Below are 17,341 nucleotides of genomic sequence, written 5' to 3' on the forward strand. Positions count from 1 at the left end.
GACCCAATATGAGCCAGAGCAGAGCGCGCATGCAGCCCAGCGAGTTCGACGTGGTGGTGGTCGGCTCGGGCGCCGGCGGCATGCTGGCCGCCTGCCGCGCCGCGGACCGCGGACTGTCGGTGGTGGTGCTGGAAAAGAGCAGCCAGTACGGCGGCACCTCGGCGGTGTCCGGCGGCGGCATCTGGATTCCGCTCAACCACCATATCGCGCCGGCGGGCGGGCGCGACGACTACGCCACGGCGCTGGAATACATCCTGGCGTGCGCCGGCGAGCACGGCGATCCGCAGCGCGTGCGCGCCTATCTTGAGCAGGCGCCCCGCATGCTCCAGTACCTGGAGCAGCAGGCCGGCGTGCGCTACTACACGCTGCCGCGCTACGCGGACTACTTCCAGAAGGTTCCGGGCGCGATGCCGGGCTACCGCGCGCTCGACCCGATGCCGTTCGACGGCGCGCAGCTGGGCGAGGAATTCGCGCGGCTGCGGCCGCCGTCGCCGGGCACGCTGGTGGGCGGGCGCGTGGCCGTGACCTCGGCCGAGGCGCATGCGCTGCTGTGCCGCACGCCCGGCTGGCTGGGCCTGGCGGTGCGCCAGTTTGCCCGCTACTGGCTGGACCTGGGCTGGCGCCGCAAGACCCGGCGCGACCGCCGGCTCACGCTCGGCAACAGCCTGGTCGGCGGCCTGCGGCGGGCCATGATGGACCGCGCGATTCCGCTGTGGCTCGACACCGCGCTGCAGGACCTGATCGTAGAAGACGGCACCGTCCGCGGCGTGCGCGCGGTGCAGGACGGGCGCGTGGTGGAGATCCGCGCGCTGCGCGGCGTGATCCTGGCCGCCGGCGGCTTCGAGCGCAACCAGGCCATGCGCGAACAGTACCTGCCGCAACCGACCCAGGCCGCCTGGAGCGCGACCCCGCCCAACAACACCGGCGACGGCATCCGCGCCGCCCAGGCCGCCGGTGCCGGCGTCGCGCTGATGTCCCACGTCTGGGGCGCACCCACCGTGCATGTGCAGGGCGAGGAAAAGCAGCGCGCGCTCTTTATCGAGCGCGCCATGCCCGGCTGCCTGGTGGTGAACGGGCAGGGCCGGCGCTTCGTCAACGAGGCCGCGCCGTATTCCGAGTTCGTTCCCGCCATGTACCGCGACCACGAGAAGACCGGCAGCAGCGTGCCGGCATGGATGGTGTTCGACGCCACCTTCCGCCACAAATATCCGTGCGGGCCGATCCTGCCCGGCTCGGTCATGCCGGACCGCAGCATTCCGGCAAGCCTCGCCGGCATCCTGGTGCGCGCCGACTCGCTGGCGCAGCTGGCGCAGCGGATCGGTGTCGATGCCGGCGGCCTGGCCGACAGCGTGGCGCGCATGAACCACTTTGCGGCCACCGGCGTGGACGAGGAGTTCGGCAAGGGCGACAACCTGTTCGATACCTACTACAGCGACCCGGCAGTGCGGCCCAACCCGTGCCTGGCGCCGATCGGCAAGGCGCCGTTCTACGCCGTGCGCATCGATGCCGGCGATATCGGCACCAAGGGCGGCCTGGTGACGGACGCCGGCGCGCGCGTGCTGCGCGACGACGGCTCCGCCATCGCCGGACTGTTCGCCATCGGCAATACCAGTGCCTCGATGATGGGCACCAGCTATCCCGGCGCGGGCTCCACCCTGGGCCCGGCCATGACCTTCGGCTTTATCGCTGCCGACGTGCTCTCGCAGAACGCGCGCCAGCCTGCCGCCGCGCCCCATGCTCAAACCGTACAGGAGGCCTTATGAGCGCCAGTCAAGACAAACGCGCCGAACCCAGCACCGCGCTGCGCGACGACATGTTGATGGCGATGCGCCGCATGGCGCGCTCGGTGGCGGTGATCAGCTGCCGCCATGGCGAGCGCCGCTATTCGATGTCCGTGACCGCGGTCGATTCGCTGTCCGCGGACCCGCCTTCGCTGCTGATCTGCATCAACCGCAATTCTTCGATCTACCCGCCGCTGGATGCCGGCGCGGACTTCTGCATCAACCTGCTGGCAGCCGACCACCGCGATATTGCGGTGGATTGCAGCGGACGCCTCAAGGGGGAAGAGCGCTTCACCAGTGGCGAGTGGGAGGACGACCTGCTCGGCGTGCCGTGCCTGCGCGATGCCCAGGCGAACCTGGTGTGCCAGCAGGATGGCCGCTTCGACTACGGCACGCACGCGGTCTTCATCGGACGCCTGCGCGAGGTAAAGCTGGCTGGCGAGGTGTCGCCGCTGGTCTATGTCGATGGTGCCTACACCACGTCCGCGCCGCTTGGCGCACTGTGTTCGGCCTGAGCCGGGAGCGCAAGCCAGCATGTACCCTCCGACCGATTCCGCCACGCCGGTCCACGCGCCGCTGCGCCTCGACGATCCGGACGCCCACCCGTGGCAGGCCGCGTGCGATGCCGTGGTGGTGGGCTTCGGCGCCGCCGGGGCCTGCGCCGCGCTGGAAGCCGCGCATGGCGGCGCGCGCGTGATCGTTGCGGAACGCTTTGAAGGCGGGGGCGCCAGCGCCAGGAGCGGCGGGGTGGTCTACGCCGGCGGCGGCACGCCGTACCAGTCCGCCGCGGGCTATGCCGATACACCGCAGGCGATGGCGGCCTACCTGCGCCAGGAGACCGGCGCGGTCGTCAGCGATGCCACGCTGCAGGCGTTCTGCCAGCGCAGCCGCGAGATGATCGGCTGGCTCGAAGGCCTGGGCGTGCGCTTTGCCGCCACCGTGCCGCCGCGCAAGACCTCTTATCCGGCGCAACCCTACTACCTCTACTACTCCGGCAACGAAGCGGTCGCCGCCTACGCGCAGCACGCCGCGCCCGCGCCGCGTGGTCACCGCGTGAAAGGCCCCGGCATGTCCGGCCGCACGCTGTACGGCGTGCTGCGCGCCGCCGTGCAGGCCCGGCCGGAGGTGACTGTGATGCGCCAGACCGCGGCGCGGCGGCTGATTCTCGACCAGGACGGCGCGGTCGTCGGCATCGAGCTGTGGCAACTGCCGCCGGGCCGCCACCAGAAACGCCACGCCCGCCTGGCGCGCCTGGCCGAGCGCCTGCACAACGCAGCGCCTGCGCTGGCCGACCTGCTGCGCGAGCGCGTGCTGCAACTGGAACTGCGCCATGCACGCCCGGTCGCGGTGCGCACCGGCGCGGTGGTGCTGGCCACCGGCGGCTTTATCTTCAACCGCGCCATGGTGGCGCGCCACGCCGGCAAGTACCTGCAGAACTGGCGCCTTGGCGCGACCGGCTGCGACGGCAGCGGCATCCGCCTCGGCGAGTCGGCGGGCGCGGCCACGCGGCACCTGGAGCGGGTCTCGGCATGGCGCTTCATCAATCCGCCGTTCGACTGGGCGCGCGGCTGCGTGGTCGATGCGCAGGGTGCGCGCATCGGCAACGAGGAAACCTACGGCGCCACCCTTGGCCACGCCATCTGCGAACGGCACGGCGGGCGGGCCTGGCTCATCCTGAACCGCGAACTGGCGCGCGCGGCGCTGCGTGAATGCCTGGGCGGCCGGCTGTGGGCCTTCCAGGCCTTGCCCGCGGCGCTGCTGATGCTGGCCGGAGCGCGGCGCGCCGCCACCCTCGAAGCGCTTGCCGGCAAGCTGGGCATGCCCGGCGCGGCGCTGCGGGCGACCGTCGATGCCTATAGCGCCGCGGCCCGCGGCGAGATCCCCGATCCGGCCGGCAAGTCGGCGCCGATGTGCGCGTCGCTCGAAACCGGGCCGTGGCTTGCCATCGACATCTCGGCCAACAGCCGCGTCTTTCCGTGCCCTGCCATCACGCTGGGCGGATTGTCGGTGGAAGAGTCCAGCGGCCGTGTACTGGCCGCCGCTGGCGGGGCGCCCATTCAAGGGCTCTACGCCGTGGGCCGCACTGCCGTTGGCATCGCATCCAACCATTACGTAAGCGGCCTGTCGCTTGCCGACTGCATCTGGTCGGGGCGCAACGCGGGCCGGCACCTGACACGACAGCCTGCCGGCGACCGGCAGGCACACACCAACGAGGAGACCACCCATGAGCCAACGTACTGAAGGAAAGATCGCCATCGTCACCGGGGCCGCCAGCGGCGTCGGCAAGGAAGACGCGCTGCTGCTGGCGCGCGAGGGCGCGCGCGTGGTGCTGACCGACCTCAACGAGGAAGCGGGCCATGCCCTGGCGCGCGAGATCGGTGAAACCGCGCTGTTCGTGCCGCATGACATCGCCAGCGAAGCCGGCTGGCAGCAGGTGATGGCGCGCACCGAAAAGCAGTTCGGCGCGCCCAGCGTGCTGGTCAACAATGCCGCCATCCTGTTGCTGGGTTCGGTCGAGGACGCCACGCTGGAGCAATGGCAGCGCGTGATGCGCATCAACGCCGACGGCTACTTCCTCGGCTGCAAGTACGGCGTGGCCGCGATGAAGGCGGGCGGCGGCAGCATCGTCAACATGTCGTCGGTGGCGGCGCTGGGCGGCATGGGCGCGTTCTGCGCCTACAGCGCCAGCAAGGGCGCGGTGGCCGCGCTCACGCGCGCGGTGGCGGGGCACTGCAAGCAGAGCGGCTACCGGATCCGCTGCAACTCGATCCACCCGGACGGCATCCTTACGCCGATGACCGCGGCCTTCCTGCCGGGCGGCGCCACGGCCCTGCCGGAGGAGGTGGGCGGCGCCGAGCCGATGCAGCGCATGTGCCATCCGCGCGACGTGGCCAACCTGGTGCTGTTCCTGGCCTCCGACGAATCGCGCTTTGTCAACGGTGCGGAACTGCGCATCGACAACGCGCAGACCATCATGGGCGTGGCCTGACCCCGCCCCAAGCAGAAGAAGGACATCATGGCGCCAGTGCAATTCCACCGGCTGCAGATCGCCGAAGTCGTCACGGAAACGGACCAGGCGCATTCGCTGGTATTCGCGCTGCCGGACGGCCTGCGCGATGCGTTTGCCTACCGTCCCGGGCAGTTCCTGACCCTGCGCGTGCCCGTCGACGGCGTGCCGCTGCAGCGCTGCTATTCGCTGTCGAGCACGCCTGAGGTGGACAACGCGCTGCGCGTGACGATCAAGCGCGTGCAGAGCGGGCGCGTGTCCAACTGGATCTGCGACCATCTGGGCGCGGGCGATACGGTCGAGGTGATGCCGCCCGCCGGGGTGTTCACCCCGCCCGCGCTGCATGGCGATTTCCTGCTGCTGGCCGGCGGCAGCGGCATCACCCCGGTGCTGTCGATCGCCAAGGCGGCGCTGCGCCACGGGCGCGGCGCGGTCACGCTGGTCTATGCCAACCGCGACGAGCGCTCCATCATCTTCCGCGAGACGCTTGCGGAACTGGCACGAAGCCACCCCGGCCGGCTGCGCGTGATCCACTGGTTGGACAGTGTGCAGGGGCCGCCCACGCAGCGCCAGATCGAGGAACTGGTGCGGCCGTGGAGCATGGCGCAATGCTTTGTGTGCGGGCCCGGCCCGTTCATGGACGGCGCCCAGGCCGCGCTGCAGGCACTGGGAGTGCCGCGTGGGCAACTGCATGTCGAGCGCTTCGTGTCCTTGCCCGATGTGCCGGCGGCCAAGGCACCGGCAAGCGGGACCGCCAGCGCGGGGGACACCGCCCCGGCATCGCCCGCGATGCGCGGTGCCGCGCTGACCGTGCAGCTCGACGGCGAGACCCACCACGTCGGCGTGGCGCCGGACGAAACCGTGCTCGATGCCCTGCAGCGCGCCGGCGTGGCCGCGCCCAATTCCTGCCGCGCGGGGCTGTGCGGCGCCTGCATGTGCCAGGTGACGCAGGGCGACGTGACGCTCGGCGAGAACCATGTGCTCGACCGCGCCGACCTGGAGGCGGGCTGGACCCTGGCTTGCCAGGCCCGCCCGTCCAGCGCCGAAATCCACCTGAAGTTCCCGGATTGACATGACCCCATCTGACATCATCGACGCCATTGCGGCACCGGCCGGCCTCGACCTCGACCTCGCCGCCGCCAACGACGACACTGCCGCGACCATTCCCGAGCTGGTGCGGCGCGCGGCCAGGCGCCACGGCGAGCGCATCGCCATCCAGGAAGACGGGCTGCGCCTCACCTACGCCGCGCTCGACGCCAGCCGGATACAGGCGGCCCGGGCGCTGATGGCGCTGGGCGTGCAGCCCGGCGACCGGGTTGCCGTCTGGGCGCCGAACTTCTCCGAATGGATCATCGCGGCGCTGGCCACGCACAGCATAGGCGCGGCGCTGGTGCCGCTCAACACGCGCATGAAGGGGGCCGAGGCCGGTGCCGTGCTGGCCGACAGCGGCGCGCGCCTGCTGTTCTGCGTCGACGCTTTCCTCGGCGAAAGCTATCCGCAGATGCTGGCGCCACACCGCCCCGCCACGCTGGAGCGGCTGGTGATCCTGCGCCCCGGGCAGGGCCGGACGCCCGGCCCCGACGAGCTGGCCTGGGAAGCCTTCCTCGCGCTGGCGCCACAGGCGGACATGGCGGCGTTCGCCAGTCGCGAGGCCGGCGTGCGCGGCGACACGCTGATGGACATCATGTTCACCTCGGGCACCACCGGGCGTCCCAAGGGGGTGATGACCGCCCACGCACAGAACCTGCGCGCGATCGACGGCTGGGCAGCCATCACCGGCGTGCGGGCGGGCGACCGCTACCTGATCGTCAATCCGTTCTTCCATACCTTCGGCTACAAGGCCGGCTGGCTTGCCGCGCTGTCGCGCGGCGCCACGGTGCTGCCGCACCTGGTGTTCGACGCCGAAGCGGTGATGACGCGCGTGGAGAACGAGCGCATCACGGTGCTGCCCGGGCCGCCGACGCTCTACCAGACGCTGCTCAACGCACCGCGCCTGCGCGAGTTCGACCTGTCCACGCTGCGCGTGGCGGTGACCGGCGCCTCGGCGATCGCACCCGCGCTGATCCAGCGCATGCGCGACGAACTCGGCTTCGACACCATCATCACCGGCTATGGGCTGACGGAATCGTGCGGCTTCGCCACGCTGACCCGCGCCGGCGACGACGCCGAAACCGTCGCAGGCACATCCGGCCGCGCCATGCCGGGCATCGAGATCCGCTGCATCGATGCGCAGGGGCAGCCGGCCGCCACCGGCCAGCCGGGCGAAGTGCTGGTGCGCGGCTACAACGTGATGCAGGGCTATTTCGGCCTGCCCGACGCCACCGCCGAGGCCATCGACAGCGATGGCTGGCTGCATACCGGCGATGTCGGCACGCTCGATGCGCGCGGCTACCTGCGCATCACCGACCGCATCAAGGACATGTTTATCGTGGGCGGCTTCAACTGCTATCCGGCGGAGGTGGAAAAGCTGCTGGTGGCGCATCCGGCCGTGGCCCAGGTGGCGGTGGTGGGCATGCCGCACGAGCGGCTCGGTGAAGTGGGGCGTGCCTACGTGGTGCTGCGCCACGGCGCGCGCGTGGACGCCGAAACCCTGATCGCCTGGGCGCGCCGGCACATGGCCAACTACAAGGTGCCGCGCGAGGTGCTGTTCGTGACGTCGCTGCCGGTCAGCGCGGCAGGCAAGGTGTTGAAGTACCAGTTGCGCGAAGCCTGATGAACAAGGAACCGATCATGACCGACATTGCCGCCATTGCCGACCGTGTCGCGCGGCTGGAAGCCGCGGAGGCGATCCGCGCGCTCAAGCTGCGCTACCTGCGCGCTTGCGATGACAAGGACCCTGACGCGATGCGCGCCTGCTTCGTGCCGGACAACGCGCATATCCACTATGACCGGATCGGCAGCTTTGCCGGGCGCGAGGCGCTGGTGCAGTGCTTTGCGGAGCTGGCGTGCCGGCCAACGCTGCGGGAGATGCATTTTGCGGGGCAGGCGGATATCCGTGTGCTGAATGACAGCACGGCGCAGGGTAGCTGGGATCTGGCCTACCTGGCGCTGGATGATGCCAGTGGCTCGCGTACGTTCCTGACCGGGCGCTATGCGGATGAGTATGTGCGGGTTGATGGGGCGTGGATGATCCGGTCGACGGTGTTTACGACGGGGTTGTTGTCACAGGGAGGGTAGAAGGCCGCGCTTGTTTTGCTCCCCTCTCCCGCTTGCGGGAGAGGGGAGCGTATGCGAAGGGTGATGGCTAGTCCAACCCTATTCCACAATCGCCGGATGCACCGGCGGAGGCCCGCCCAGTGCCTGCCGGTACGACGGCGGCTGCACCCCCTCGGCATCGACGATGCCATAGGCCAGCGCCGCCTCGGCGCCGATCAGCACGCGACCGGATTTATCCATCAGCGCGGGGTCGCGATACAGCGCATCGATAATCCGCCCGGTGAACTCCGGCGTCTCCGCCACCGGCGCGAAGCCCGCGTACTTGTCCGGATGCTTCTCCCATACCCGCAGCGTGCGCGCCGTGCGCAGTGGCCCCATCCACAGCGACACCGCCGCGACGCCGTAGGGCCGCAGGTCGACCGCCATGTCATGCGCGAACTTGTCGATGCCCGCCTTCTGCGCCCCATAGGCCGGACCGTGCATATAGCAGTTGGCGCCAAATGACGAGGTGAACACGATCAGCCCGCGGCCCTGCGCTGCCATGACGGGCGCGGCATGCCAGCTGGCGACGTAGCCTGAGCGCAGGCCCACGTCGAGAATCCCGGCCATCTCCAGCGGCTTCTGCCAGAACGGCCCCGGCATGATGAGCTCGTCGTGCAGGAAGGTCGCATTGTTGACCAGGATGTCGATCCGACCAGATTCCTCTCGCACCCGCGCGAACAGACGCGCCACTTGCGCATCGTCGCGATGATCGCAAGCGACCGCGATGCCGCGCCCGCCCAGCGCATCGATCTCGCGCGCCGTGGCGTGGATGGTGCCGGGCAGCGGCGCGCTGCCTTCCTGCTCGGTGCGTCCGGTCACGTACACCGTAGCGCCCGCCGCACCGAGCGCCAGCGCGATGCCCTTGCCGGCACCGCGCGAGCCGCCCGTGACGACGGCGACGATGGCCTGTTCCGCCTGCTTCATGTGTGTCTCCTGTGTCATTGATGTCATTGAAGCTTGGGGCGGGCGCGGCGTCGCTACATCCTTCGTTCGGACTAAGCGGTATCCGGTCCGGATACTCCACGCGGACGATGGCCCCCGGCGCGGCAAGGCCGACGATAGTCCCCATCCCAACGACTGTCCGCGCTGCATATCGCGGCGCTGGCGGTCACAACAAGGAGTGAGACTGGCCATGTCTGAACTGGAGTGCAAGGAAGCCATCCATGCCCTGACCTGCCGCTATGCGCAGGCGGTGGACCGGCGCGATTTCCCGAAACTGGCGGCGCTGTTCACGGCGGATGCATGGCTGAGCGGGCCGGGCTTCCGCATGGAGGGAGCGCAGGCGATTGCTGACGGCATGGCATCGCTCGGCCAGTACAGCGCCACGCAGCATCACGTGCACCAGCAACTGGTCGACGTCGATGGCGATACCGCGACCGGCGAAACCTATTGCGTGGCCAACCACCTGTACGAACAGGACGGCGTGCCGCGCAAGCTGGACTGGGGCATCCGCTACCAGGACCGCTTCGTGCGGCGCGGCGGCCAGTGGCGCATTGCCGCGCGCGAGCTGGTGGTGGACTGGACGCAGGACCTGCCGCTGCGGGGGGCATGATGACGACGACCCGTGTACTGGAAGGCAAGACCGCCCTCGTCACCGGCGGCGCCGGCGGCATCGGTGCGGCCAGCGCGCTGGCGCTGCTGCGCGACGGCGCGACGGTGGTCCTCATGGGGCGGCGGCGCGAAGCGCTGGAAGCGGCACGGCGCAGCCTGTGCGCGCAGGTGGCCCGCGCCACCGTGGCAATCAGCGTCGGCGACGCTTGCCGCGAGGATGACGTCCAGGCCGCGCTGCAGCAGGCCTGGGAGCTGCAGCAGCGCCTCGATATCGTGGTCGCGACCGTTGGCGGGGGCGGTTTCCGTCCGCTGCTGATGCATGACGCGGCCTCGCTGATGGCGGAGCTGGAGCTGAACATCGCCAGCGCATTCCTGGCGGTGCGCCACGCGTCGCCGCTGATGGCACCGCATGGCGGCGCCATCGTCTGCATCTCGTCGAACGCGGCGCGCATGACCTGCCGCTGGCTGTCGGCGTACTGCGCCGCCAAGGCGGGGCTGGAAGCGTTCGTGCGCGCCGCGGCCGAGGAGCTGGCGGGATGCGGCATCCGCGTCAATGCGGTGCGGCCGGGACTCACCCGCTCCGGCGCGACCGGGCCGATGTTCGACAACCCGGCCATCCTCGACAAGTTCGTCGCGCAGATGCCGCTGGGCCGCGCCGGCGAACCGGACGACATTGCCAGCGCGGTGCGCTACCTGGCAGGACCGGAATCGGGCTGGGTGACCGGACAGAGCATCGCCGTGGACGGCGGCAGCGAACTGCGCGGCAATCCCATCCTCGATGAAACCGTGGCTGCGGTGTATGGCGAAGCCGCGCTGCAGGCCGTGCTGGCCGGCAGGATTCCCGAAGCCGGCTGAAGCCGGCAACCCAAGGAGATAAGCAATGAATCAAGTCAGGGACAAGGTTGCGCTGGTCACCGGCGCGGCCAGCGGGGTAGGGCGCGCCGATGCGCTGCTGCTGGCGGCCGAAGGCGCGCGCGTGGTCATCAGCGATGTCAACCAGGAGGGCGGGCAGGCACTGGCCCGCGAGATCGGGGATGCGGCCATGTTCGTGCGCCACGACATTGCCAGCGAGGAGGACTGGCGCAAGGCCATGGCCGCCACGCAGGACCGCTTCGGCCGGCTCGACGTGCTGGTCAACAACGCGGCCATCTGTCCGCTCGGGTCGATCGAGGAAACCTCGCTCGACAGCTGGCGGCAGGTCATGCGGGTCAATGCCGACGGCTATTTCCTGGGCTGCAGGTTCGGTGTGCAGGCGATGAAGGGCAACCCCGCCGGGGGCTCCATCGTGGTGATGTCGTCGGTGGCGGCGCTGGGCGGGCTGCCGATGATGTGCGCGTACAGCGGCGCCAAGGGCGCCGTTACCGCGCTGACGCGCAGCGTGGCCGTGCACTGCAAGCAGAATGGCTACCGGATCCGTTGCAACTCGATCCATCCCGATGGCGTCTGGACGCCGATGACGCAGGCGCTGGTGCCGGACCTGGATCCGGCCACGCTTGGTATCGGTACGGACCCGATGGCACGCATGTGCCAGCCGGAGGATGTGGCCAACCTGGTCCTGTTCCTGGCTTCGGACGCGTCGCGCTTTATCAATGGCGCGGAATTGCGCATCGATAACGCGCAGTTGATCTCGGGGCTGTAAGGCCCGCTGCGGGGGCCCGCGCAAGCAGGCCCCCCCCCCCCCCCCCCCCCCCCCCCCCCCCCCCCCCCCCCCCCCGCCAGGCTAGCTGTACTGCGTCACGATCTCGCCGACCGTGCGCAGGATGTCGCGGCGGCGATAGCCGAGCAGGGCGGTCTCGGCCGCATCCGGCTCGTAGTAGAGCGTGTTGCCCCGGCCGAAGCAGATGGCCGAGTCCGGCAGCAACGGATGCTCCTGGTCGATGACAGGCGGCACCGGGCGGCCAGCGTCGCGGAAGAAGGCACCGAAATAGTCCTGGAACGACAGGTTCTCGTCACCTACCAGGTAAGCCTTGCCGTTTTCACCGCGCAGCAGGGCGCCTTCGATCGCTTCCGAGAGCGAAGTGGCCGAGATGAAGTTGACGCCGCCGGGCGGCGCGAAATCCGGCATCGGCGCAAAGTTGCCGCGGGCGTAGTCGGTATAGGCCTTGAACATCGGGACCATCAGGCCCGGCACCGTGCCCACGACGAACGGCGCGTTCACGCTGCTCACGCGGAAGGCATCGGTGGCCAGCGCGCGCACGCCTTCGTCGGCCAGCTTGCGCGAGCGGATATAGGCGTTGTCCTCGGCCAGCTGCGGCTGCGCCTGCGGGTAGAAGCTGCCGACGTAGACGGCGACCCGGATCCCGGCAGCGCGCGCCGCGCGCAGGAAACGCGGCACGCCCTCGATGTTGGCGCGCTCCCAGTGCGCGGCTTCGTCGCCGCCGGGCGGCACGTGGCGCACATCGTTGCCGGCGGCGAAGACCAGCGCGTCGAAGGTGCCGAGCTGCGCGGCCGGCACGTCGTTGGCGATGTAGTCGCAGCGCAGGAAGTCCAGCCCGCCCAGCGCCGTGCCGGGCGCGGGGCGGTTGCGCCCCGCGATGGTGACCTCGTGCCCGCAGCTGCGCAGGTGCAGGGCCGCGTGGCCGCCGATCATGCCAGTGCCGCCGACGATCAGTATCTTCATGCTTGTCTCCTTGGTGGGGTGGTGTGGCCGCGGTGCGCGGCCATCAGAGGTTCATGCCGTTGCCGCCGATGACCGGCATGTTGGTCCACGCGCCCTTGGGGTCGCGATACCAGCCGGCCGCGGCCAGCGCGCCGCCATTGACATGTAGCGCCGTGCCGGTGATCCAGGCCGCGCGCGCGCTGGCCAGGAACAGGATGCCGTCGGCAATGTCGCGCGGCGTGCCGAAGCGGCCCAGCGGAATCCAGCGCGGGATATGGTGCTGGTGTTCCGCAGCGACCATCTGCGACACCGGAACCTGCGGCGTTTCGGTGGTCTCGGGGGCGATCAGGTTGACGCGGATGCCCGCCGGCGCCAGCTCCAGCGCCAGGCTCTGCGTGAAGCCGGTGATGGCGGCCTTGAAGGCGCCGTAGACGCTGCAGTACGGAATGCCGCGGAAGGCCTCGATCGACGACACCGTGACGATGCTGCCGGCGGCACTGCGCCGCAGCAGCGGCAGCATGGCGCGCGTGACGGTGAAGACGTGGCCGAGGTTGGCGGCGTAGAGGCTGGCGATCTCGTCGTCGGCATAGTGCTCGAACGGCTTGGCGATGCGCAGGAAATCGCCGACGTTGTTGACCAGCACGTCCAGCACCCCGAAACGCTGTTCGACCTGCGCAGCCAGTTCGCGCACGGTGCCGGCATCGGTGGCATCGCCCTGTACTACCAGCACTTCCGCGCCGGTCTTGCCCAGCAGCGCCCGGGCCTGCTCGGCGCGCTGTGCGTCGATCTCGATCAGCGCCACGCGCGCACCCTGTTCCAGGAAGGCTTGCGCGGTGGCGAGCCCGATGCCGGCGCCGCCGCCGGTGACCAGCACGGTCTTGTCGGTGAAATCCATCTGAGTCGTTCTCCTTCGGTTGCACTGTGGTGTGCGGCCATTTGATCGGCGGCAGGCGGGACCGGCATCGTCCGATTGCAGGTCAGGGAAAACACTTAGATGGCGCAAACCAGGGCGAACAAGGGCGCCGCGCGCCGGACATCGGCAGGCAGCCTCCCTATAATCTGCGCTGCCCAGGTGCCGCAGAGCACCGGCCAGTCCCCGCATGGGGTGTGGAAACAGGAGACAGACAATGTTGATGGCGACCGTTGAGGCGCAAGGGGTGGCGTCGCCCTGGTTTGCGCAGTCCGGACTGAGCCTGCCGCAATTCAGCGCGCTGCTGGCGGCGGTCTACGAAGGGCCGATGGAACCCGTGCCCTGGGGCCGCGCGCTGGAAATGCTGCGCAAGCAACTTGGTGCCAGCTATGTGAGCTTCATCCTGCGCTCGCCCGCGAGCGACCGCAGTGGCATCGCGGTGCACGCGTCGCAGCACGGCACTTCGCTGGAGGCCGAGGCGTCGTACAACACCTACTACTACGCCATCGATCCCTTTATCAACCTGCCCACCGACCGGGCCGTGACGGTCGACGAAGCGATGGGCGCCGGCAACTGGTGCCGCAGCGAGATCTACCGTCAGTTCCTGCAGCCGCTTGGCGTGCGCTACCTGCTGGGCGCCGATATCCGCACCGAAGACGGGGTCGAGTGCCGGCTGCGCGTCTGCCGCCAGCACGACGCGCAGGACTTCTCCGAGGTGGACAAGGCGGCGTGCGCCACCATCCTGCCGCACCTGAGGCGCGCGGTCCGGCTGCATTCCAGGCTGGATGTGGTCGAATCGGAACGCAGCCTCTATGCGGGCGCGATCGACCGCATGCTGGTGGGCATGGTCATCCTCGACGCAGCCGGCGCAATCCTGAAGAAGAATGCGGAAGCCGACGAGATCCTGGCGGAGAACGACGGCATCCGCCTCAATGGGGGCAACTTCGAGATCGCCTACGCACAGGAAAGCCGCAAGTTCCAGTACCTGCTGCGCCGCGCCCAGATGGGGCACCACGGCAGCGCGCCGGCGCTGGCCGAAGCCATGTCGATCACCCGCCCCTCGGGGCGCAGCAAGCTGGGCGTGCTGATCCGCACCATTCCGCTCAGCGAATGGTCCGAAGACCACCGACATCGCCCGGCCTGCGCGGTCTTTATCCGCGATCCGGAGCGCAAGTCGCGCGCCTCGCACGAGGTGGTGCGCAAGCTGTTCGACCTCACGCCCGCCGAAACCGCGCTGGCGCTGGTGCTTGCCGACGGCATGACGCTCGACGAAGCCGCCGAGGCGCTGGGCACCAGCAAGAACACGGCGCGCGCCCACTTGCGCGCGATCTTCTCCAAGACCGGGGTCACGCGGCAGGCCACGCTGGTGCGCATGCTGCTGAGCAGTGTGGTGACGCTCGGCTGAGCGCCAGGGCCTGATCCACGCACGCGTGTTCCAGGGCACGCGTGACTCCCTTGTGGCCCGATGACCGGTCCTCCTAGTCCGAATGGAGGATGAGTCCCGCCATCCGCGCCCCTAGCATGCATCCGACAAGCGGGCGCGGCACACGGATGGCACCTCAGACGGACGCAGCGACGCGTGCTGTCCGCGCTTGGTCCTGTTCCGCGCACGCATCAACCTGTCCGGCCCCGGCCGGCACCTGTACCAGGGAGCGTGGAGCATGGAAAAAGTCATCTATATCGTCTGGCGCGATTCTCAGACCGAGCCGGGGGAGTTCGCGCGCCGGCTGCGCACGACGCTTGCGGACAAGCTATTGGCGCTGGGCGCGCGCGGACTGCAGGTGAACGTGGCCGATGACGCGGTGTTGCCGGCCGCGGGCCTGCGCCAGGCGAATACCCGCCCGCAGATGGAAGGGCTGGTCTCGGTCTGGATGGACAGCGCCATCGACCGCCTGCGGCAGCCGTTCGACCAGGCGATCGCGACCGCCGTGGGCCGCATGGCCGGCTACCTTGTGACGGAGTCCCAGCCCATCCGCAATACACGTTTCCCGGCCGCGCCGGGCGAACGCACGCCCGGCTTCGCGCAGCTTGCCTTCCTTACCCGGCCGCCCCGGCTTACGCCGCAGGCCTGGCTGGACCTCTGGCACAACCACCACACGCCGGTGGCGGTCGAGACCCAGGACAACTTCCTCTACGTGCAGAACGTGGTGGTGCGGCCGCTCACCTACGCCGCGCCGCACTACGACGCCATTGTCGAAGAGGGCTTCCCCGATGCGGCGATGACCGACCCGCAGGCGTTCTTCGACGCGGCCGGCGACGAAGACAAGTTCCAGCGCAACCTGCAGGCCATGATGGAAAGCTGCCAGCGCTTCATCGACTTCGACAAGATCGACGTGATCCCCACCAGCCAGTACCTCGTGCGCCCGGCAGCGGGCTGACGCCAGCGCCGGACCGGCTAGTCCCACTGGACGATGTGCCGGGCTGCAGCGCACGGAAGAATGGTCCCATCAGCCAGCAGTGGCAACGAACCTGAGGAGACCGGCATGTTGGATATCCGTGCGCTTGGCTACATCGTGGTCGAGTCCACCGACCTGGGGCAATGGCGGCACTATGCCGAACAGGTGCTGGGCATGACCTGTTCCGGCGCCCCCGGCGGTGCGCTGTACGTGAAGATGGATGAGCGCGACTACCGCTACCTGGTGGTGCCGGGCGCGCGCGACCGCTACCTGGCATCGGGCTGGGAGCTGGCCGACGAACCGGCCTACCGCCACGCGCTCGACACGCTGCGCCAGGCGAACGTTGAGGTCGTGCACGCCAGCGCCGCGGAACTGGCACAGCGCCGCGTGCAGGCCATGGCCTGGTTTGCCGATCCGTCGGGCAACCGCCATGAGATCTCCTGGGGCATGCGCTCGGACTTCCTGCGCTTTATCTCGCCGGTGGGCGTGCCGCGCTTCATCACGGACCCGATGGGGGCGGGCCATGCGGTGCTGCCCGCGCCGGCCTTCGACGAGACCTATGCCTTCCTGTGCGAGGTGATGGGTTTCGGTTTGTCCGACATCTTCCGCGTGCGCTTTACCAATGACCCGGCCGAACCGGAAAAGCGCATCCACTTCCTGCATTGCGGCAACGCCCGCCACCACAGCCTGGCGATCTTCGAGATGCCGTCGGAAGCGGGCTGCATCCACGTGATGGCCGAGGTTCCGGACATGGCCGAGGTGGGCCGCGCGCTGGACCGCGTGCAGCAGCACGGCGTGAAGCTCTCGGCCACGCTGGGCCAGCACTGCAATGACCGCATGACTTCCTTCTACATGAAGACCCCCGGCGGCTTTGACCTCGAGTTCGGCCACGGCGGCCTGGAGGTGGACTGGAGCCACCACGCCGCCTACGAGGCCACGCGCGTCAGCCTGTGGGGACACGACTTCAGCATCGGATACCGCTAAACACACCATGACCAAGACAATCGACAAGACCATGAGCGCGGCCGACGTGGTCGGCCAGCTCGCCGATGGCATGACCATCGGCATCGGCGGCTGGGGCCCGCGCCGCAAGCCGATGGCGCTGGTGCGCGAGATCCTGCGCTCGCCGCTGAAGGACCTGACCGTGGTCGCCTACGGCGGCCCCGAGGTGGGCATGCTGTGCGCGGCCGGCAAGGTGCGCCGGCTGGTGTTCGGCTTCGTCTCGCTCGACGTGATTCCGCTCGAGCCCTACTTCCGCCAGGCGCGCGAGCGCGGCGTGCTGGAAGTGACGGAGCTGGACGAAGGCATGCTGCAGCTGGGCCTGCGCGCCGCGGCCGCGCGCCTGCCGTTCCTGCCGACGCGCGCCGCGCTGGGCACCGACGTGCTGGACATGAACCCCCAGCTGAAGACGGTGCGTTCGCCCTATGCCGACGGCGAAGTGCTGGTGGCGATGCCGGCGATCGAGCTCGATGCCGCGCTGCTGCACGTGAACGACAGCGATGTGCTCGGCAACACCCGCATCGACGGCCCCGATCCGTTCTTCGATGAATGGTTCGCACGCGCCGCGCACCGCTGCTATGTGAGCTGCGAAACACTGCACCCGCGCCTCGAGGATGAAGACCTGGCGCGCGCGCGCAACAACGCCTTCGAGCGCTCGCTGGTAAGCGGCGTGGTGCACGCACCCGGCGGCGCCCATCCCACTTCCTGTGCGCCGGCCTACGGCTGGGACCTGCCTGCGCTGAAGGCGTACTGCGCCAGCGCCGAGGCCGAGGACGGCTTCCGCACCTGGCGCGACGAGGTGGTGGGCGCGAGCGAAGCGGCCTACCTGGAGCGCATCGGCGGCCTCGGCCATGTGCACGACCTGCCGCTGCCGGTACTTTGAACCCGCCAACCCAAGGA

General features: G+C 69.6%; 17 protein-coding genes. 14 read left to right on the forward strand and 3 right to left on the reverse strand.

Annotated features, from left to right (window positions below; translation table 11 throughout):
• Positions 1–8 precede the first annotated feature (8 nt).
• The 7 genes from AC3WVS_RS27145 to AC3WVS_RS27175 are packed head-to-tail and all read left to right on the forward strand — an operon-like array spanning position 9 to position 7,965.
• On the forward strand, positions 9–1,763 hold the full coding sequence (locus tag AC3WVS_RS27145) for an FAD-dependent oxidoreductase (protein WP_492321085.1): 1,755 nt from the start codon (positions 9–11) through the stop codon (positions 1,761–1,763).
• Positions 1,760–2,296, forward strand: a complete 537-nt coding sequence (locus AC3WVS_RS27150) for a flavin reductase family protein (RefSeq protein ID WP_492321086.1) — start codon at positions 1,760–1,762, stop codon at positions 2,294–2,296. Before AC3WVS_RS27145 ends, AC3WVS_RS27150 begins: the two co-directional genes overlap by 4 nt.
• A gap of 19 nt (positions 2,297–2,315) precedes the next feature.
• Positions 2,316–4,022, forward strand: coding sequence for an FAD-binding protein (locus AC3WVS_RS27155; protein ID WP_492321087.1), 1,707 nt, complete (start codon positions 2,316–2,318; stop codon positions 4,020–4,022).
• Positions 4,006–4,770 carry an SDR family oxidoreductase gene (locus AC3WVS_RS27160; protein WP_492321088.1) on the forward strand — a complete coding sequence of 255 codons (765 nt, stop codon included), beginning with the start codon at positions 4,006–4,008 and terminating at the stop codon, positions 4,768–4,770. Before AC3WVS_RS27155 ends, AC3WVS_RS27160 begins: the two co-directional genes overlap by 17 nt.
• Positions 4,771–4,797: 27 nt before the next feature.
• Positions 4,798–5,859, forward strand: coding sequence for a 2Fe-2S iron-sulfur cluster-binding protein (locus AC3WVS_RS27165; RefSeq protein WP_492321089.1), 1,062 nt, complete (start codon positions 4,798–4,800; stop codon positions 5,857–5,859).
• A gap of 1 nt (position 5,860) precedes the next feature.
• The gene (locus tag AC3WVS_RS27170) at positions 5,861–7,501 is read left to right on the forward strand and encodes a FadD3 family acyl-CoA ligase (protein WP_492321090.1); all 1,641 of its coding nucleotides are present in this window, start codon (positions 5,861–5,863) and stop codon (positions 7,499–7,501) included.
• Positions 7,501–7,965, forward strand: a complete 465-nt coding sequence (locus AC3WVS_RS27175) for a nuclear transport factor 2 family protein (protein ID WP_492321091.1) — start codon at positions 7,501–7,503, stop codon at positions 7,963–7,965. Before AC3WVS_RS27170 ends, AC3WVS_RS27175 begins: the two co-directional genes overlap by 1 nt.
• A gap of 78 nt (positions 7,966–8,043) precedes the next feature.
• On the opposite strand, the gene AC3WVS_RS27180 is transcribed toward AC3WVS_RS27175, so the two are convergent.
• Positions 8,044–8,910, reverse strand: coding sequence for an SDR family NAD(P)-dependent oxidoreductase (locus tag AC3WVS_RS27180; RefSeq protein ID WP_492321092.1), 867 nt, complete (start codon positions 8,908–8,910; stop codon positions 8,044–8,046).
• 208 nt (positions 8,911–9,118) lie between these two features.
• On the opposite strand from AC3WVS_RS27180, the gene AC3WVS_RS27185 reads away from it, so the two are divergent.
• From AC3WVS_RS27185 to AC3WVS_RS27195, 3 genes are read left to right on the forward strand one after another with little or no spacing between them, the layout of a single operon-like run.
• Complete coding sequence (locus tag AC3WVS_RS27185; protein WP_492321093.1) at positions 9,119–9,538, forward strand: nuclear transport factor 2 family protein; 420 nt, start codon at positions 9,119–9,121, stop codon at positions 9,536–9,538.
• Entirely contained in the window at positions 9,535–10,392 is an 858-nt protein-coding gene (locus tag AC3WVS_RS27190) for an SDR family NAD(P)-dependent oxidoreductase (protein ID WP_116384509.1), read from the forward strand. The genes AC3WVS_RS27185 and AC3WVS_RS27190 overlap by 4 nt, the downstream gene beginning before the upstream one ends.
• A 25-nt stretch (positions 10,393–10,417) precedes the next feature.
• The gene (locus tag AC3WVS_RS27195; protein WP_116384510.1) at positions 10,418–11,176 is read left to right on the forward strand and encodes a glucose 1-dehydrogenase; all 759 of its coding nucleotides are present in this window, start codon (positions 10,418–10,420) and stop codon (positions 11,174–11,176) included.
• Between the two features lie 81 nt (positions 11,177–11,257).
• Here the strand turns inward: AC3WVS_RS27195 and AC3WVS_RS27200 are convergent, their stop codons facing one another.
• Both AC3WVS_RS27200 and AC3WVS_RS27205 read right to left on the reverse strand, forming a co-directional pair.
• A complete protein-coding gene (locus AC3WVS_RS27200; protein ID WP_492321094.1) occupies positions 11,258–12,157 on the reverse strand; it encodes an NAD-dependent epimerase/dehydratase family protein in 900 nt (299 codons plus the stop codon).
• Between the two features lie 43 nt (positions 12,158–12,200).
• Positions 12,201–13,031 (reverse strand): SDR family NAD(P)-dependent oxidoreductase, encoded by an 831-nt coding sequence (locus AC3WVS_RS27205; RefSeq protein ID WP_116384512.1) that lies wholly within the window; start codon positions 13,029–13,031, stop codon positions 12,201–12,203.
• 232 nt (positions 13,032–13,263) lie between these two features.
• On the opposite strand from AC3WVS_RS27205, the gene AC3WVS_RS27210 reads away from it, so the two are divergent.
• The 4 genes from AC3WVS_RS27210 to AC3WVS_RS27225 all read left to right on the forward strand — a co-directional run bounded on the left by AC3WVS_RS27210 (position 13,264) and on the right by AC3WVS_RS27225 (position 17,324).
• Complete coding sequence (locus tag AC3WVS_RS27210) at positions 13,264–14,451, forward strand: helix-turn-helix transcriptional regulator (protein WP_492321095.1); 1,188 nt, start codon at positions 13,264–13,266, stop codon at positions 14,449–14,451.
• 256 nt (positions 14,452–14,707) lie between these two features.
• A complete protein-coding gene (locus tag AC3WVS_RS27215; RefSeq protein WP_492321096.1) occupies positions 14,708–15,424 on the forward strand; it encodes an EthD domain-containing protein in 717 nt (238 codons plus the stop codon).
• Between the two features lie 105 nt (positions 15,425–15,529).
• Positions 15,530–16,426, forward strand: a complete 897-nt coding sequence (locus AC3WVS_RS27220; RefSeq protein ID WP_492321097.1) for a VOC family protein — start codon at positions 15,530–15,532, stop codon at positions 16,424–16,426.
• 7 nt (positions 16,427–16,433) lie between these two features.
• Positions 16,434–17,324 carry a CoA transferase subunit A gene (locus tag AC3WVS_RS27225; protein ID WP_492321098.1) on the forward strand — a complete coding sequence of 297 codons (891 nt, stop codon included), beginning with the start codon at positions 16,434–16,436 and terminating at the stop codon, positions 17,322–17,324.
• The last annotated feature ends 17 nt before the right edge of the window (positions 17,325–17,341 follow it).

This window comes from Cupriavidus sp. CPT47-8839-RL05A (assembly GCF_058792255.1).

Excerpts from the sequence above, each read along its gene's own strand:
- AC3WVS_RS27145 (WP_492321085.1), top strand. The coding sequence starts at position 9 with ATGAGCCAGAGCAGAGCGCGCATGCAGCCCAGCGAGTTCGACGTGGTG.
- AC3WVS_RS27150 (WP_492321086.1), top strand. The coding sequence starts at position 1,760 with ATGAGCGCCAGTCAAGACAAACGCGCCGAACCCAGCACCGCGCTGCGC.
- AC3WVS_RS27155 (WP_492321087.1), top strand. The coding sequence starts at position 2,316 with ATGTACCCTCCGACCGATTCCGCCACGCCGGTCCACGCGCCGCTGCGC.
- AC3WVS_RS27160 (WP_492321088.1), top strand. The coding sequence starts at position 4,006 with ATGAGCCAACGTACTGAAGGAAAGATCGCCATCGTCACCGGGGCCGCC.
- AC3WVS_RS27165 (WP_492321089.1), top strand. The coding sequence starts at position 4,798 with ATGGCGCCAGTGCAATTCCACCGGCTGCAGATCGCCGAAGTCGTCACG.
- AC3WVS_RS27170 (WP_492321090.1), top strand. The coding sequence starts at position 5,861 with ATGACCCCATCTGACATCATCGACGCCATTGCGGCACCGGCCGGCCTC.
- AC3WVS_RS27175 (WP_492321091.1), top strand. The coding sequence starts at position 7,501 with ATGAACAAGGAACCGATCATGACCGACATTGCCGCCATTGCCGACCGT.
- AC3WVS_RS27180 (WP_492321092.1), bottom strand. The coding sequence starts at position 8,910 with ATGAAGCAGGCGGAACAGGCCATCGTCGCCGTCGTCACGGGCGGCTCG.
- AC3WVS_RS27185 (WP_492321093.1), top strand. The coding sequence starts at position 9,119 with ATGTCTGAACTGGAGTGCAAGGAAGCCATCCATGCCCTGACCTGCCGC.
- AC3WVS_RS27190 (WP_116384509.1), top strand. The coding sequence starts at position 9,535 with ATGATGACGACGACCCGTGTACTGGAAGGCAAGACCGCCCTCGTCACC.
- AC3WVS_RS27195 (WP_116384510.1), top strand. The coding sequence starts at position 10,418 with ATGAATCAAGTCAGGGACAAGGTTGCGCTGGTCACCGGCGCGGCCAGC.
- AC3WVS_RS27200 (WP_492321094.1), bottom strand. The coding sequence starts at position 12,157 with ATGAAGATACTGATCGTCGGCGGCACTGGCATGATCGGCGGCCACGCG.
- AC3WVS_RS27205 (WP_116384512.1), bottom strand. The coding sequence starts at position 13,031 with ATGGATTTCACCGACAAGACCGTGCTGGTCACCGGCGGCGGCGCCGGC.
- AC3WVS_RS27210 (WP_492321095.1), top strand. The coding sequence starts at position 13,264 with ATGTTGATGGCGACCGTTGAGGCGCAAGGGGTGGCGTCGCCCTGGTTT.
- AC3WVS_RS27215 (WP_492321096.1), top strand. The coding sequence starts at position 14,708 with ATGGAAAAAGTCATCTATATCGTCTGGCGCGATTCTCAGACCGAGCCG.
- AC3WVS_RS27220 (WP_492321097.1), top strand. The coding sequence starts at position 15,530 with ATGTTGGATATCCGTGCGCTTGGCTACATCGTGGTCGAGTCCACCGAC.
- AC3WVS_RS27225 (WP_492321098.1), top strand. The coding sequence starts at position 16,434 with ATGACCAAGACAATCGACAAGACCATGAGCGCGGCCGACGTGGTCGGC.